17 protein-coding genes are annotated in these 13,818 nt (G+C 45.8%); 9 read left to right on the top strand and 8 right to left on the bottom strand.

Going from position 1 to position 13,818, the window contains the following annotated elements; genetic code table 11:
• Positions 1-233 precede the first annotated feature (233 nt).
• From frhB to frhA, 4 genes are read right to left on the bottom strand one after another with little or no spacing between them, the layout of a single operon-like run.
• Positions 234-1,109 carry a coenzyme F420 hydrogenase subunit beta gene (frhB, locus tag MSBRW_RS02915; protein ID WP_011305483.1) on the bottom strand — a complete coding sequence of 292 codons (876 nt, stop codon included), beginning with the start codon at positions 1,107-1,109 and terminating at the stop codon, positions 234-236.
• On the bottom strand, positions 1,102-1,983 hold the full coding sequence (gene frhG, locus MSBRW_RS02910) for a coenzyme F420 hydrogenase subunit gamma (RefSeq protein ID WP_011305484.1): 882 nt from the start codon (positions 1,981-1,983) through the stop codon (positions 1,102-1,104). Before frhG ends, frhB begins: the two co-directional genes overlap by 8 nt.
• A complete protein-coding gene (gene frhD, locus MSBRW_RS02905) occupies positions 1,970-2,461 on the bottom strand; it encodes a coenzyme F420-reducing hydrogenase, FrhD protein (protein WP_230669933.1) in 492 nt (163 codons plus the stop codon). Before frhD ends, frhG begins: the two co-directional genes overlap by 14 nt.
• Entirely contained in the window at positions 2,455-3,825 is a 1,371-nt protein-coding gene (gene frhA, locus MSBRW_RS02900; protein WP_011305486.1) for a coenzyme F420 hydrogenase subunit alpha, read from the bottom strand. Before frhA ends, frhD begins: the two co-directional genes overlap by 7 nt.
• Before the next feature lie 1,434 nt (positions 3,826-5,259).
• Between frhA and MSBRW_RS02890 the strand changes: the two genes are divergently transcribed.
• The 9 genes from MSBRW_RS02890 to ftsY all read left to right on the top strand — a co-directional run bounded on the left by MSBRW_RS02890 (position 5,260) and on the right by ftsY (position 10,285).
• Positions 5,260-5,709, top strand: coding sequence for a 30S ribosomal protein S19e (locus MSBRW_RS02890; protein ID WP_011305488.1), 450 nt, complete (start codon positions 5,260-5,262; stop codon positions 5,707-5,709).
• Between the two features lie 120 nt (positions 5,710-5,829).
• Positions 5,830-6,198, top strand: a complete 369-nt coding sequence (locus tag MSBRW_RS02885; protein WP_011305489.1) for a DNA-binding protein — start codon at positions 5,830-5,832, stop codon at positions 6,196-6,198.
• A gap of 5 nt (positions 6,199-6,203) precedes the next feature.
• Positions 6,204-6,821: an alpha hydrolase gene (locus MSBRW_RS02880; RefSeq protein ID WP_011305490.1), complete on the top strand. Its 618-nt coding sequence runs from the start codon at positions 6,204-6,206 to the stop codon at positions 6,819-6,821.
• A 282-nt stretch (positions 6,822-7,103) separates the two neighbouring features.
• Complete coding sequence (locus tag MSBRW_RS20720; RefSeq protein WP_011305491.1) at positions 7,104-7,259, top strand: 50S ribosomal protein L39e; 156 nt, start codon at positions 7,104-7,106, stop codon at positions 7,257-7,259.
• A gap of 18 nt (positions 7,260-7,277) precedes the next feature.
• Complete coding sequence (locus MSBRW_RS02875; RefSeq protein ID WP_011305492.1) at positions 7,278-7,547, top strand: 50S ribosomal protein L31e; 270 nt, start codon at positions 7,278-7,280, stop codon at positions 7,545-7,547.
• A 32-nt stretch (positions 7,548-7,579) separates the two neighbouring features.
• The gene (locus MSBRW_RS02870; protein ID WP_011305493.1) at positions 7,580-8,239 is read left to right on the top strand and encodes a translation initiation factor IF-6; all 660 of its coding nucleotides are present in this window, start codon (positions 7,580-7,582) and stop codon (positions 8,237-8,239) included.
• A gap of 49 nt (positions 8,240-8,288) precedes the next feature.
• Positions 8,289-8,465, top strand: coding sequence for a 50S ribosomal protein L18Ae (gene rpl18a / locus MSBRW_RS02865; protein WP_048102448.1), 177 nt, complete (start codon positions 8,289-8,291; stop codon positions 8,463-8,465).
• A gap of 5 nt (positions 8,466-8,470) precedes the next feature.
• The gene (pfdA, locus tag MSBRW_RS02860; protein WP_011305495.1) at positions 8,471-8,905 is read left to right on the top strand and encodes a prefoldin subunit alpha; all 435 of its coding nucleotides are present in this window, start codon (positions 8,471-8,473) and stop codon (positions 8,903-8,905) included.
• Positions 8,906-9,016: 111 nt separating this feature from the next.
• A complete protein-coding gene (ftsY, locus tag MSBRW_RS02855; RefSeq protein WP_011305496.1) occupies positions 9,017-10,285 on the top strand; it encodes a signal recognition particle-docking protein FtsY in 1,269 nt (422 codons plus the stop codon).
• A gap of 120 nt (positions 10,286-10,405) precedes the next feature.
• Here ftsY and MSBRW_RS02850 read toward each other — a convergent pair whose 3' ends face one another.
• Genes MSBRW_RS02850 through MSBRW_RS02835 form a run of 4 tightly spaced genes read right to left on the bottom strand, consistent with a single transcriptional unit; the run spans position 10,406 to position 13,793 of the window.
• Positions 10,406-11,158 (bottom strand): class I SAM-dependent methyltransferase, encoded by a 753-nt coding sequence (locus MSBRW_RS02850; protein WP_011305497.1) that lies wholly within the window; start codon positions 11,156-11,158, stop codon positions 10,406-10,408.
• 15 nt (positions 11,159-11,173) lie between these two features.
• Positions 11,174-11,953 carry a class I SAM-dependent methyltransferase gene (locus MSBRW_RS02845; protein ID WP_011305498.1) on the bottom strand — a complete coding sequence of 260 codons (780 nt, stop codon included), beginning with the start codon at positions 11,951-11,953 and terminating at the stop codon, positions 11,174-11,176.
• Positions 11,954-11,955: 2 nt separating this feature from the next.
• On the bottom strand, positions 11,956-12,753 hold the full coding sequence (locus MSBRW_RS02840; RefSeq protein WP_011305499.1) for an ABC transporter ATP-binding protein: 798 nt from the start codon (positions 12,751-12,753) through the stop codon (positions 11,956-11,958).
• On the bottom strand, positions 12,750-13,793 hold the full coding sequence (locus MSBRW_RS02835; RefSeq protein ID WP_011305500.1) for a FecCD family ABC transporter permease: 1,044 nt from the start codon (positions 13,791-13,793) through the stop codon (positions 12,750-12,752). Before MSBRW_RS02835 ends, MSBRW_RS02840 begins: the two co-directional genes overlap by 4 nt.
• Between the last annotated feature and the right edge of the window lie 25 nt (positions 13,794-13,818).

The following is a 13,818-nucleotide window of genomic DNA, read 5'->3' as shown; positions in this document are numbered from 1 at the left end:
AAAAATCAATTATTTTTATCATTATTTTGAATATTCTTTAATAAACACGAACTTTTTAACATTTTTAACATCTTGTTCGTATCCTACCGCTCAGAGAATATGCCACAATTTTTGAATTTACGAAATCATATCAGGATAAAACAGTGAAATCATAATTTGGGGATGAGAACCAATCCCATCCCCGTATTCAGCGTAGCTAATACAATAGCTTCGCTGACAAAAAAAGAGGAGTTTTAGGCGTAAGGGTTCCGTAGCCCCTTGTTGACGCCGAAAGTCTTGCGCTCCTCAACTGTCTTCTGGTTCTTTTCGATCTTCTCTTTCGCAAGTTTCCTGAGGAGATCGAGACCGGGCTTGACTTCCTCAATGGGTTTTGTCTCGAACATGCCGTCTGCAACAGCCTTTGACCAGATCTCGTTTCCGACTTTGGTGCGGATGAAAACCGTAGACCAGCCGTCTGGGCTTCCGACCGAGCCGGTTGAAATGTCGGCGAGGTTAGAAACATAATCAAGACAAACATGGCAGCCTGGCTGCTCGTACTTGTGGGTTGCCTTAAGAGGAACAGTGGCAACGTTTCCACGCTCAGTATAGACCCAGAACTTGCCCTTCGTGATCTCCATCTTCTTCACGGAGCCGAGGCTCTGGTTTGCGTGGTCTTCGACAATGCTCTGCAAGGACTTGTACGGGAAGTTCTCCATGCAGAAAAGCCCCACTGTAAAAGCAACCTTGCCCGGGACATCACGCATATTGATAGGATAAAGCTGAGCCTTCCTCACTGCCTGCATCTGGCAGCAAACGCCGGTGACCCCGACCTTATCGAGGCCAAAGGACCGTGTAGCCTCCTTGAGCCAGGAGATCTGGGGGCTGATGCTGTATCTAGTTCCTCGTGCCTTAAGGATTTCCTCACGGGTCATCGCAACTTCCGGCTTTGGCTGCCAGGGTTTGTCGCCCTCGCCTGCAACAATAGTTCCGTCAATGAACCCTTCTTCAAGGGCATAGACCATGAGAGCGGTGGCGATTCCGCCGTCCTGAGCTTTCTTGAGGATCTCTTTGTCCGTGCTCCGTGCCGAAACGCATGTCACGTATTTGCCAAGATACGGATCTTCAATCATCACTCTCACCTTCCTTAAGCGCGTTAGCAATTATCTCGTTGATGTTCTCAAATTCAGGAATCACGTCTAAATTGAAGAACGACCTCGGGCAGGCGCCATAGCAGGAACCGCACTTGATACATAGGTCACGTTCGCCCTGAGGCTTCCCGAACTCAAGAGTAATCGCATGCACTGGACAGGATGCAGCGCAAGTGCCACAGCCCATGCAGAGGCCCTGGTTGATCACATCGTACATAAGGTCGCAGAAACATCCGGAAGTGCCACGCTTCGCAAGGTCCATGAGGGGTTTTAAGTACTTGCCTGCAAGCTCCTTCTGTTCCTCGTTCCCTTCAAGAAGCAGGTACGCCATGACAGCGACGTTCCTTATAAGCTCCGGGCTCGGGGGACATCCTGGGATGTAAACATCCACGTCAATGAGATCCCCTATTGGGAGGTAAGACTCGTGCTGTGGCTGGTTGTGCTGCCCGCCACGGCTGAACCGGGTGATGTTCCCGTAGCATGCGCAGGAACCGAGGGCCACCACGATCTTAGATTTCTTCCGCGTCTCCTTTATGTCCTCCACTGATTCATGGTCCTGGAGGCAGACCGATCCCTCGACGAGAGCAACGTCCATCTCTGGGATGTGCCGGACGTCAGCGAGAGTGAGGCAGTATACGAGGTCGGCATAGTCGTCCAGGATCTTGATGAGTCCTAAGTTGTTGTCGGCCAGAGACACAAGGCAGCCGGTACAGCCGCTCATGTGTACATGACCGATCTTAATCTTATTTGTCACTGGTTTTTTCTCCTTTGTAGCTTCCGCCTTGTTCTCCATCGCAACCAGAGCGAGCTTTGCTTCCTTGCCCATGGTTTTCTCGATGGAGTTAAGCAGTCCCATAGTTCACTCCGATTTCCTTTAGTATCTCGGATACAGCGTCTGGAATGGCTCTCTGTACCTCGTCTGTAATCCCGATGACCATCTCGGGAGAAGAAACGTATTTCTTCTGGCATGCAAGGACACGGATCCGGATATCGTCCTTAATGTACTGGAGCGGCTCGGTCAGGTCCCATGAGTGGGCGTCCCGGTAGCTCCCCACTGGAAGCTCATCAACAGAGAGCCACCTGAGCTCACCGGGTTCCCCACCAAAGTCCGCAATGTCCACAATAATAAGAGTCTTTGTAGACTCAGGGTTGAGAAGAGTAAAAACAAAATGTGGACCCCCGAGCCCTGCGTCAACAACCGTGACATTCTCTGGAAGTTTGAGGTCCTTGAGTTTCTCCACAACTGCAGGTCCGAACCCATCATCTGCAAAAAGTGGGTTGCCGCAGCCTGCCACCACAATCTCGGAGTACAGCGTTTCCATTCCCTTCACCACTGCATGAGCTTCTGGGTGACTATCTTTTCCTCCTCGTTCACCACGATCATGTGGGTTGCACACGAAACGCACGGGTCATAGGCCCGGACGACCATTTCGGCAATCTGCCAGGGCGCTCCAGTCAGAGCACGGCTGCAGGTCGGGAAGTTCCAGGTGGTAGGCACAAGCATATCATACCACAACACTTTCCCGTCCTTCACCCGTGCGAGATGGATATTACTCCCACGCGGAGCCTCGTTCGCGGCCCAGCCCATGGACCCATCTCCCTGGGGAATATGGTCGGCAAGGACCTTACCTGAAGTATTCAGGTTGTCAAGGCACCTGAGTATGGTGTAGCAGCAGTCTGGGTATTCCATCTGCCTGGCGATGTGCTGGGCAAAAGTACCCTTCTCATCGAAGTTCTTGAATGTAGCAAGCCTTGCCCTCGGACCAACCTCAACAGGCTGTCCGTCGTAGGTAGGAACACCTGTGCAGGCCTCCATCTGGGGGTTGGCTTTAGTGCCGATCTTCGTGGTACCTCCGATCGGGTAGCTTGGATCCTCAAGATCGATTGTTACCTCACCCATGTACCAATCCCATGGACGGGTTTCTTTCCAACGAGTGAAATCCCATGTAGGATTATCATCCAGACTGGATGACCCGTACATCGAAGCTGTGGCCATAACTCCCTGGTTGTGATACCCAAGTTTCTTAGGAAGTGGGATCTGTTTGCCTGCGACCTCTACAAATTCCCTGTTCTGCATGTTCCTGATGACATCAAACATGAATTCCATCTGCTCGTGGACAAGAACAAGACCTTCTTTCGCCAGGTCGGCCATTTTTTGCTTTGCCCGGGGACTCACATTATAGTACATCCCGCCGATCCTCGGATTGGATGGATGGATCGCCTCGCCACCTGCGATGGCTCCAATTGTCTGTGCAATCTCGCGGATGCGGACAATTCTAGCCATAACACTCCTGGCAGGCTGCTCGTTGGCGAACAGGTTAAACTTCTTTTCCGTCCCAGGAATGTAAAAGTCCGGGAGGATCAGGATGTTGTGCAGGGCGATGCTATGGATACGGTTCGCGGCATGGAGAATGGTCCGCAGGAGCTTTGCATCCGTGGGGATTTCGCAGCCGATCGAAGCCTCCATGGCTTCGGTGCTTGCCAGGGTGTGGGCAATAGGACAGATACCGCAGACCCGAGAAGCGATCTTCGGAACCTGTTCCATTGTCTTACCTATAGCGAGCTTTTCAATACCCCTGACCGGGGTGATAGAAAGCCAGTCTCCTCGCTCAACAATACCCTGATCATCTACCTTCAGGGTGAGCTTGGAGTGACCTTCAAGTCTTGTGGTTGGAGAGATTTCTACAACTTTCGTCAATGGTATGCCTCGTTTTCGATTTGTTTTTATTTAGGCTGTACCGTGGTTAAGGCACTTTCTGTGCGATAATTCTAAGATAGTTACTCGTACATGAAGTACGTTAACCTCTTAATTTCTCCAGCGCGTAGTACCTCAGTATATTAAATATTTGATTTATAACGATAAATGGTTGAAAACGCGATATTACATAAATCCTTCTATCTATATAAAGAAAGCAAATAAAATAATATGGATATTTTTTCCAATATATAAATTTAAATTTATATTAATTGGCATTCTTCCTATGAAAAAGAAAGCTTTGAAGTTATCAAAACATATGACTCATAAATATACTCAAAAATTACTTATTAAAATTCAGAGCTTGATTAATCAAAAAATCAGTGAAACTTTAGAAATAAAGTATTGAATAAATTTTGTGGAATCCGCCTTTATATATAAAATGAATTCTCTACTACCCTTTAGCCTTGATCTTGATATCATTTTTTCAATTTGAAGGGTTAGTTTGCTTTCAGAGTATAAATTTGATCTTGTATCAATCGTCAGTTTTATGTAGTATGTTTTAGTTGCAGCACTACTGTTCACATTACGTAATACAGTGAAGTGGTAGCAAATCCCTCTTCGAAAATGGAAGTTTTTTGATTCAAAAACCTTTAATGCGATCATTTTCGGAGTACTCTCTAGATCAAACCGGATACGAGATATAGTCATGCCTTTAATTGTTGCAACAAAGAATACTCTATATCTCCTTGATTAGCTGCATTGTTTAGCCTCGTGATTATAGCTAAACTCAAAATTTTGAAGAAACTCATGGAAAAAACACTGGAAATACTTCTGAGATTTCCAAGGCAACAGATACAAAGAATACTATATAATACTGTACGGCGTTTATTCTGGATCAAAGTACAGTCCTACCTAAGCATAACCTTCTTGAAACTAACGAGATATATTTAATGCGCCTCTATCTCATCAACAAACCAGGTTTAGCTCCCTGTTTAGCTTTCAGAATAAGTTCATCAAGCATTTATCCATGAATTCACAAAATCCTTTTATAGCTTGAAAGTAATTACGCTGGATGTTCGCATTTGCGTCAATTGACAAAAGTTAACTCAATACAATTAGATCGTTTTTCAGTTTGAAGCTTTTCATACTATATATCATCTGATCGATTGTATATGAATGCCTGAACACAGTAATTGATAAATATATCAACCTCCTTCCAGTTAAAACTAAAAATCATATTTACCGGCTTATCGGGCCTGAAAGCCCAAACCATAAGAGTCCATAAATCCAGCTATAAAGATTGGAAAGGACCTCTCGAAAGAGAATGAGTTACCTCGTTTCGGGAAAAAGTAGATTTCTAGCAGCCAGGGGAGTAGAATCGGCACTATCTCTCAGGATCTGCAAAGACAACCTAATTTAGAAAAGGTGGCATGCATGACAACAGTGTTTGATGTCCCTGCAATGGAACTCATCGAGAAGGTTGCAGGCATACTTAAAGAAAATGAAAACGTCGTTCCCCCTGAGTGGGCAAAGAACGTAAAGACCGGGGTTCACAAGGAACTCCCTCCGAACAACGATGACTGGTGGTATATCAGAACCGCAGCGATCCTGAGAAAAATCTATACAGACGGGCCTGTAGGAATTGAAAGGCTCAGATCAATATACGGTGGAAAGAAGGACAACGGATCACAGCCATACCACAAAGCAAAAGGCAGCGGTTCGATTGCCAGGAAGGCAGTACAGCAGCTTGAAGCTGCAGGTTACCTGCAAAAAGTAAAGGACGGAAGAACGGTATCTGCAAAAGGACGTTCTATGCTTGATAATGCAGCCAATGAGCTCAAGCAGGAACTTCTTGAGAAGATCCCTGAACTTGCAAAATACTGAGAAAAATTCCATCCGAAGGGGACCTGAAAAATTCATAGGATTCCCTTTCAAATATCATTAATCTCAATTCAGATATTATTAATCTTAATCCAGATTGCTCCGGAAAACCGGTTTTTTTAGATGATTGCCATGTCTACAATGGATGACGAACTCAACGAAATCCGAAAGAGACGGCTTGCAGAAATTCAGAGACAGCAGGCACAGAACCAACAGTCTGACATCCAGGCAGCTTACCAGCAGGAACAGGCAAAAGCTGAGATGGAGGCTCAAAAGCAGGCCATCCTGAGGCAAATCCTGACTCCTGAAGCCAGAGAGCGCCTTACAACCTTAAAGATGTCAAGACCGGCTATTGGGGAACAGCTCGAAATGCAGCTGATCTCGCTTGCTCAGAGTGGAAGGCTCCCGTCTCAAATCAGTGACGAACAGCTTAAAACACTTCTCATGAAGATGCAGCCAAAAAAGCGTAAGACGTCTATAACCAGAGTTTAAAAACAATGAGAATTTCGGTCCTGTTTAGCGGAGGCAAGGACAGCTCGCTCTCTGCCCTTTTGATGGAACCGTTTTTTGAAATAGAACTCGTAACCTGCAGCTTTGGCCTGCTCCCCAATGGTGAGCTGGCAGCAAAAACTGCAAAAAAGTTAGGGTTTCCGCACAGGGTTCTTTCTCTGGAGTGGGAAATCCTTGAAAAGGCTTACGAAGAAATAATGAAGAACGGTTTCCCGAAAAGTGCTATAAATTATATTCACGAAAAAGCCGTAGAAACTCTTGCCTCGGATCCGGAAGTTAAACTCATTGCTGATGGAACCAGAAGGGATGATAGAGTTCCTGTACTTTCAATTTCACAGGTACGAAGTATTGAAGACCGATTGGGCGTTCAGTATATCTGCCCTTTGAAGGGGTATGGCAAAAAAACCGTGAGTATTCTTGTAGAGCGTTATCTAAGAATTGAAGAAGGGCCGAGTGAGAATACTCAGAAAGCTGATTACGAAGCCGAGCTCAGGGAGTTAATCAGGCAGAGAGACGGTGAGGAAAAAATAAAGGAACTATTTCCTTCCCATATTCAGTCCCATGTACTTTCCAGGAAAAACTGCCCTGAAGAAAGCATGCCTTAAAATCGGAAGTCTTCCGGAAAGGGAAAAATTCTGGAATAAAGATTTATACAATAATCGAGTTATATTCAACCCTTATACTGCTGCAGATTAACCAAAACCCTCATAGAATTTACCGGACATGGTTTTCATAGAATTTACCGGGATATGGTTTAAAAAACTGCCTTTTAACTGGCAGGAAAAAACCTTGATTATGCAAGGGTTAAAATCACAATCAGCTAATTATCGGATATAACCAGAAATTAACGAAATTAAGTTATTTACAGGTCAACAGGTGTGATCCACTTGAGTCATAACATGAAAGGACAGAAGATACGTCTTGCAAAGGCGCATAAACAGAACACACGCGTTCCAGTGTGGGTTATTGTGAAAACTAACAGGAAGGTCGTGAGCCATCCCAGACGCAGGCACTGGAGAAGAAGAAGCCTGGATGTGAAGTAAGCGAGGAAGGTGGAAAAAATGGCTGACGACATGGTAAAAGAACAGATATATACTATTCCTCTCAGGAAAGTAAAGAACGTACCTGCATGGAAAAGAGCAAACAGAGCAGTTACTGAAGTAAGAGGTTTTCTTGTAAGGCACATGAAGGTTGATTCCGTGCAGGTCAAACTGGACAAATCAATTAATGAGTGCCTCTGGGAAAAAGGCTGTAAAAAGCCCCCTCTCTCCGTCCGGGTCAGAGCTGTAAAATTCGCAGATGGCGAGGTACAGGCAGAACTCGCCCAGTAAAATCTACCAGAAGACACGAAGCTTCAAAGAATATGATTCGAACAGTGGATATCTACGATACCCCAATGATCGGGGTCTTTGCAACCTGCACAGAAGATGTTGTTCTTGTTCCTACAGGAACAAAGCCCGAAACCTGTGCCATACTTGAGGATTCCCTGGATGCAAGAATCGTTGAGACTCTTGTAAACGGAAGTGTCGTTATCGGAGCCCTTTCCAGAGGAAACTCAAACGGTTTCCTTTATTCATATGGGACCGATGCCGGGGAGATGAAAGAACTGACCGGAGTTGAGGCTGAGATCCTCCCGGGCAAACTGAATGCAGTTGGAAACATCGTACTTGCAAACGATTCCGCAGCTCTTGTCCACCCTGAACTGTCAGACAAGGCTATCGAAGTAATTGCCAGTACCCTCAAAGTAGAAGTTTACAGGGGAACAATTGCCGGAATAAAGAATGTAGGAATGGCTGGAGTTGTCACCAACAAAGGACTTCTGGTGCACCCGAAAGTGACGGCTTCTGAAATAGAAACTCTGGAAAAGCTCTTCGAGCTTCCGGTAAATATAGGGACTACGAACTTTGGGACTCAAATGCTTGGCTCAGGCCTGCTTGCGAACTCAAAGAACTATCTGGCAGGTTCAGATACTACAGGCCCCGAACTTGGGAGAATAGAGGAAGCTCTCGGGTTCTTAGAGTAATATCAATCCACCTGTTTCGTAAAAAATTACAGCAAGAGTGGTGACCAAGATGAAGAATTATATTGTTAAAGGCAAATTTAAAGCAGGAAATTCCTGGGAAAAATTCACAAAGCAAGTCGAAAGTCAGAATGAAAAGAACGCGACTGATAAGGTCTATTCTGTCTTCGGAAGCAAACATGGAATTAAAAGAAGCCAGATCCAGATCGAAAGCATTGCTGAGGAGTGAAGGATATGGTAGAAGTCAGTGAAGAAGATATCAGAAATCTGGCAGCCAGGCATCAGGAGTTCCAGAGGCAGGCCGAAGGCTTAAAGCAGCAGATGAACATGGTCCAGGCTTCGATTACAAGCTGCGACCAGGCAACTGTAACCATCAACGAGCTTAAAACCGTTTCAGCGGAAGGCAAGACTGCCGAAACGATGGTACCAGTTGGATTTGGCTCATTCGTTTACGCCGAAATAAAAAATGCAGATAAGGTTATTGTGGACCTTGGAGCAGGCTTTAGTGCGGAAGAGACCGCTGATGAAGCCGTTGAAACCCTGAAGCGCCGCAAAGAACAGCTTACGAAAATTCTCGAACAGATGAGTGCTTCACTGACTAAATATATACAGGGTATGCAGGCCCTGGAAGTTGAAGCTGAAAAGCTTCAACAACCCAGCCAGGCCTAAAAAACCTGGTTTAGAAACAAAAGAATCGAACTCAAAGCCTGCATTTGAGAAAGAACTTTTTATTTTGACTTAACTACTATTTTTTTATTGGCTTTTTTGGGATGGGATCCTGTGTTCAACAAATTCAAAGAGAAACTAGGGAATTTTAAAAAGTCGCTCAGCAGAACTATTGACGATAAAGCAGTAGATATCGAACCTGTGGTTGAGCCTGTGCCTGAGGCCAAAGAAGGCTTTGAAGAGGACATTGAGCCCATTCCGGAGGAAGAAGCTCTTGAAACGCTGACAGAAGAGGAAAGTTACGAAGCCGAACCTGTAACGGCTGCTCCTGCAACTGCCGGGATAGAAGACAGAAAAAAGGCCGAGTACAGGAAAAAACTGAAAAACAGAAAAAAAGCGGTCGAGAGCGAACCTGAAGAAGAAAATGTACCTGAAAACGTACCTGAAGAAAAGAAGTCCTTTTTCAAAAAATTCTCGAAGATAGGATTTACAAAGAAAGCAAAAGCCCTGGTCCTTAATAGGGAAGTCTATCTGGATAGTAAAGACCTCGACGAGCCTCTCTGGGAACTTGAAATGGGGCTTCTTGAAAGTGACCTTGCCCTCTCGGTTTCCGAGGCAATTGTGGAATCAGTGAAAACACAACTCACAGGCACAACAAAACGCATTGGCAGCAATACCGGAGAAATTGTAGAGGAAGCCCTGAAAAAAGCCATCCTTGAAGTAGTGTCTGCGAATACTTTCGACTTCGACGAGTATGTAAGAGACAGAGAAAAACCGGTCCACATTGTCTTTGTCGGAATTAACGGTACAGGAAAAACAACATCTATTGCAAAAATAACTCACAGGCTGCTCAAATCGGATTATTCAGTAGTCCTTGCTGCAGGAGATACTTTCAGGGCAGGTGCCATTGACCAGCTTGGAATCCATGCCGACAGGCTTGGAGTAAAGATGATAAAACATCAGCCTGGTGCCGATCCTGCTGCAGTTATTTACGATGCCGTACAGTATGCAAAAGGCCATAAAATCGATTTTGTTCTTTCCGATACCGCAGGCCGAATGCATACCAATCTTAACTTGATGTCACAGATGGAAAAGATCTGCAGAGTAAGTACTCCTGACCTTATAATTTTTGTAGATGAAGCTGTTGCAGGAAATGATGCCGTTGAAAGGGCTGCGCAGTTTAATGAGGCTGTACCAATTGATGGGTCCATTCTGACAAAAATCGACGCAGATGCCAAAGGAGGAGCTGCAATATCCATCGCCTATATCACAGGCAAACCTATTCTCTTTTTCGGGATAGGACAGGGCTACGAAGATCTAAAAAAGTTCGATCCCGAATGGTTTATAGACCAGCTTTTTAACCAGGAAATTACTTCAATGTGAAGCTATTGACTGTACCAACTTTCCAAAATAAAAGTTGTTTCCAAAATCAAAGTTACGCTGACGCATACCGCTGTAAGCAACGGGATATATTCGCGTCAGCGAAACTTTATTGTCCTGATATCATTTCAGGCCATAGATCACATAATACTCATACTTATAGGCAATTTTATATCTGAGTGGCATGTGTTTTTTCTGGATTCGCATCAGATCATCCAGTACTATTGATCGCACGTCTTTAAACCCGGCTTTTTCCATATATTCCCGAGCCTTATCCAGGGACACCCCTTTCGCGTTGGGCAGTATAGCATTCACTTCCGCAGTATAACCGTCTTTGGAGATATCGTTTCTTTCGACTATATGTATCATAGTCTCACCGATCTTCCTTTTCAGGTGTGTCTCTAGACGGCCGTCATCCCAGACGCCGTCTATTATGACTACTTTTCCCCCTGGCTTCAGTACATTTCGCCAGCTTTTAAGGGCTTTTTCAGGATTCGGTAGCGTCCATAGCACATGACGAGTCACGACGGCATCGAACTTTCCTTCATCGAACGGGGGATTCTCTGCGTCGCCGATCCTAAATTTGATACTGCTAGGAGACTTAGACTTCGCCACCGAGAGCATTTTCTCGGACAGGTCGATACCCGTCACCTTATGCCCCAGATCCGCCAGCATCTTGCTCATTTCTCCAGTACCGCAGCCGATATCAAGAACGCTTAGCCTTTCCCCAGGGATTACCTGCCTGAAAAGAGCCTTCCAGGCTTCCGCTTCTTCGTCACTCTTTACCCCGTGGCCATGATATGTGTCGTAACGCTGCGACGAATAATCCCATCGTTTCGTAATCTCTTCCTTGATCTTGTTTTCATTAATTGACATACAATACCTCGAAGCTTACCTATTTTTAACCGCGATACCATGAACCATAAAAATGGGGTGATCATTGGCATATTTTAAATACCATGGTAATCTCTTCCGCTGTATATCCCTAATTATTTTCAAGTCAGTAACAGCGATATCGTCTAAACCGGCCTTAGACATATATTCCACAACCTGCTTACTCTCCACCCCATGCGGATTGGGAAGGCTGACATTGATGTCCTTCTTATAATCATAAGTGAAGGGATTCTTTCCATATTTTATAAATCGATAAATATGGTAATTAAATGCAGATATACAGGGAAGTAACCCCTTTGTGACCCACTTGCCGTCAATAATGACAATCCTGCCACCTGGCTTCACGACTCTGACCCATTCTTTTACCGCCTTCTCCGGGTGAGACATAGTCCAGAGTACATACCGGGCAGTGATGAAATCAAAAGTCTCGTCCTCGAAGTTAAGGTTCTCAACATCCATTTCCATGAACCGAATATTCGCCCCTTTTTCCAGAGCTTTCTTCCGGGCTACATCCATCATTCCTTCACTAAAGTCTACCGCAGTCACTCTATGGCCCAGCTCTGCCAGGTACATGGCGATTATTCCAGTACCACTGCCAACGTCCAGGACATTTTTAGGGCCAGGCCCGATAGCCCCTGATAATAGCTTACTCCACATCTGGCTTTCCTCGACTCCTCCGTTCCCTGGCGCCGTATCGTAGAACTTGCTCCCATAATCCCAGTATTTCTTTACTCCTTCCTTGGTCCTGTCGAGTTTCAGCTTTCCTGATTCCACCATGATCACCCCATTATGGCCTTTTTTATTCCGCATTTTCGCGTCGAATTAATTGGTATGACTTGTGGTATACCCTCACCGTCAAGTGTTACCCTCGCGTTGACCCCATAGACTTTTCGAATCATTGCTTCGGTTATCACGGAAGCCGGACTCCCCGCCGACACAATTTTACCTCCATCCATTAATACGACATTGCCCGCATACCGAGCCGCCAGGTTGAGGTCGTGTAATGCGACTATCGTTGTCATTCCATTCTCTTCCGTAATGTTCTGGATCACGTCAAAAAGCTCAAGCTGCCGCTGGAGGTCCAGTGAGTTCGTAGGCTCGTCCATGAGGAGCACTTTGGGCTTTCGGATGATCGACTGGGCGATAGATACCATTTGCTTCTGCCCGCCGCTGAGCTCATTCATTGATCGCATTGCCAGGTCTTCGATCCCGAGTTTTTCAAGCGTATCCATCGATGCAGACAGGTCCTCATCCTTGATTCTCCAGCCAAGCGAATTTATCCTTCCCAGCATTGTCGCCTCTAAAACCGTCATAACCGTACTTGTAGAGGATTCCTGGGGAAGGTAGCTAATGGCTTTTATGACCTCGTCCTTTCGATATGCCTTCAGGTCTTTTCCATTGAATCTTATCGATCCTTCAGTCTTGAGTATCCCGCATATGCATTTTAGCAAGGTGGATTTTCCTACCGCATTAGGGCCTATGATCGCAGTTACCATTGGCTCAGCTACCATATTCAAGCCTTTTAATACCAGATTGGAATTATATCCGAACGTTAGGTTTTTGATTTCCAGCTTCACCAGTATCCCCTCTTTTTAGATAGAAGAAGCCAGACAAAAAACGGTATTCCAATCAGCGACGTGAGTATCCCTATAGGAAATACGATTCCTGGGACAACGGCTTTGCTGAGAACCGAAGCAGTGGAGAGTATAAACGCCCCAGATAAAGCTGAAAAAGGTAAAAAGTACCGGTGGTCCTCACCCACGAGCATCCGTGCTATATGTGGTGCCACGAGGCCGATGAACCCGATGGTGCCTACGAATGCCACTGCCGTGGACGTAAGAATCGAAATCAGGATCAATCCCTTTAATCTCATCTTTTCAACATTTACTCCAAGGCTTTTTGCCTTATCGTCACCCAGCCTGAGAGCGGTGAGTTTCCAGACGTCTATGGCTAGCAGTGGTATGACCATCAAAACAATTCCCACCGTGATGCCCAGAGTGGTCCAGGTGGTCTTAGTCAAGCTGCCGAAGAGCCAGAAAACTATAGCCTGGACCTGCTCTGGGTTTGCCGTATATTCCAGAAGCGCCAACAGAGAGTCGAACAGGAACAAAACGGCGATGCCTGTAAGCACAATGGTTTCGGAGGTCGCTCGCTTGAACCTGGCAATGCCATATATTGCCATGCAACTGATTAACGAGAACACGAATGCATTTATCGGCACGAATAAGGTATCTGCGAAAGGCAGCACTCCCACGCCGAATACGATAGCCAGCGCGGCACCAAACCCGGCGGCTGCGGATATTCCAAGCGTATAAGGGCTAGCCAGGGGATTATCGAGGATAGTTTGCATGTTCGCGCCGGCAAGGCCTAAAGTTATTCCGGTCACGACTGCCATGAGGGCGACTGGCAGGCGGAAGGTCCAAACGATAACCTGGACAGATCGCTCGCTGTAGGCAGGAAAGAATATCGTTGAAATGACCTCTCTTACCGATAAAGAAGCCGGTCCTGTCATAATGTCGAGGATAAAAGTGAAGAAGATTGCTACCGAAATCGAGAGGAGAAAAAAATATTTTCTCCCCACCATTTTCTTGTATGCCTCTTTTGATTTAACGTCCATCCTAAGAGCCACTCCTCAAGTCCGC

This window comes from Methanosarcina barkeri str. Wiesmoor (assembly GCF_000969985.1).
Lineage (GTDB): Archaea > Halobacteriota > Methanosarcinia > Methanosarcinales > Methanosarcinaceae > Methanosarcina > Methanosarcina barkeri_B.
The sequence above is the reverse complement of the archived record's forward strand: the minus strand, read 5'-3'. Positions and strand labels throughout refer to the sequence as shown.

Excerpts from the sequence above, each read along its gene's own strand:
- frhB (WP_011305483.1), bottom strand. The coding sequence starts at position 1,109 with ATGATTGAAGATCCGTATCTTGGCAAATACGTGACATGCGTTTCGGCA.
- frhG (WP_011305484.1), bottom strand. The coding sequence starts at position 1,983 with ATGGGACTGCTTAACTCCATCGAGAAAACCATGGGCAAGGAAGCAAAG.
- MSBRW_RS02890 (WP_011305488.1), top strand. The coding sequence starts at position 5,260 with ATGACAACAGTGTTTGATGTCCCTGCAATGGAACTCATCGAGAAGGTT.
- MSBRW_RS02885 (WP_011305489.1), top strand. The coding sequence starts at position 5,830 with ATGATTGCCATGTCTACAATGGATGACGAACTCAACGAAATCCGAAAG.
- MSBRW_RS02880 (WP_011305490.1), top strand. The coding sequence starts at position 6,204 with ATGAGAATTTCGGTCCTGTTTAGCGGAGGCAAGGACAGCTCGCTCTCT.
- MSBRW_RS02875 (WP_011305492.1), top strand. The coding sequence starts at position 7,278 with ATGGCTGACGACATGGTAAAAGAACAGATATATACTATTCCTCTCAGG.
- MSBRW_RS02870 (WP_011305493.1), top strand. The coding sequence starts at position 7,580 with ATGATTCGAACAGTGGATATCTACGATACCCCAATGATCGGGGTCTTT.
- rpl18a (WP_048102448.1), top strand. The coding sequence starts at position 8,289 with ATGAAGAATTATATTGTTAAAGGCAAATTTAAAGCAGGAAATTCCTGG.
- pfdA (WP_011305495.1), top strand. The coding sequence starts at position 8,471 with ATGGTAGAAGTCAGTGAAGAAGATATCAGAAATCTGGCAGCCAGGCAT.
- MSBRW_RS02850 (WP_011305497.1), bottom strand. The coding sequence starts at position 11,158 with ATGTCAATTAATGAAAACAAGATCAAGGAAGAGATTACGAAACGATGG.
- MSBRW_RS02845 (WP_011305498.1), bottom strand. The coding sequence starts at position 11,953 with ATGGTGGAATCAGGAAAGCTGAAACTCGACAGGACCAAGGAAGGAGTA.
- MSBRW_RS02835 (WP_011305500.1), bottom strand. The coding sequence starts at position 13,793 with ATGGACGTTAAATCAAAAGAGGCATACAAGAAAATGGTGGGGAGAAAA.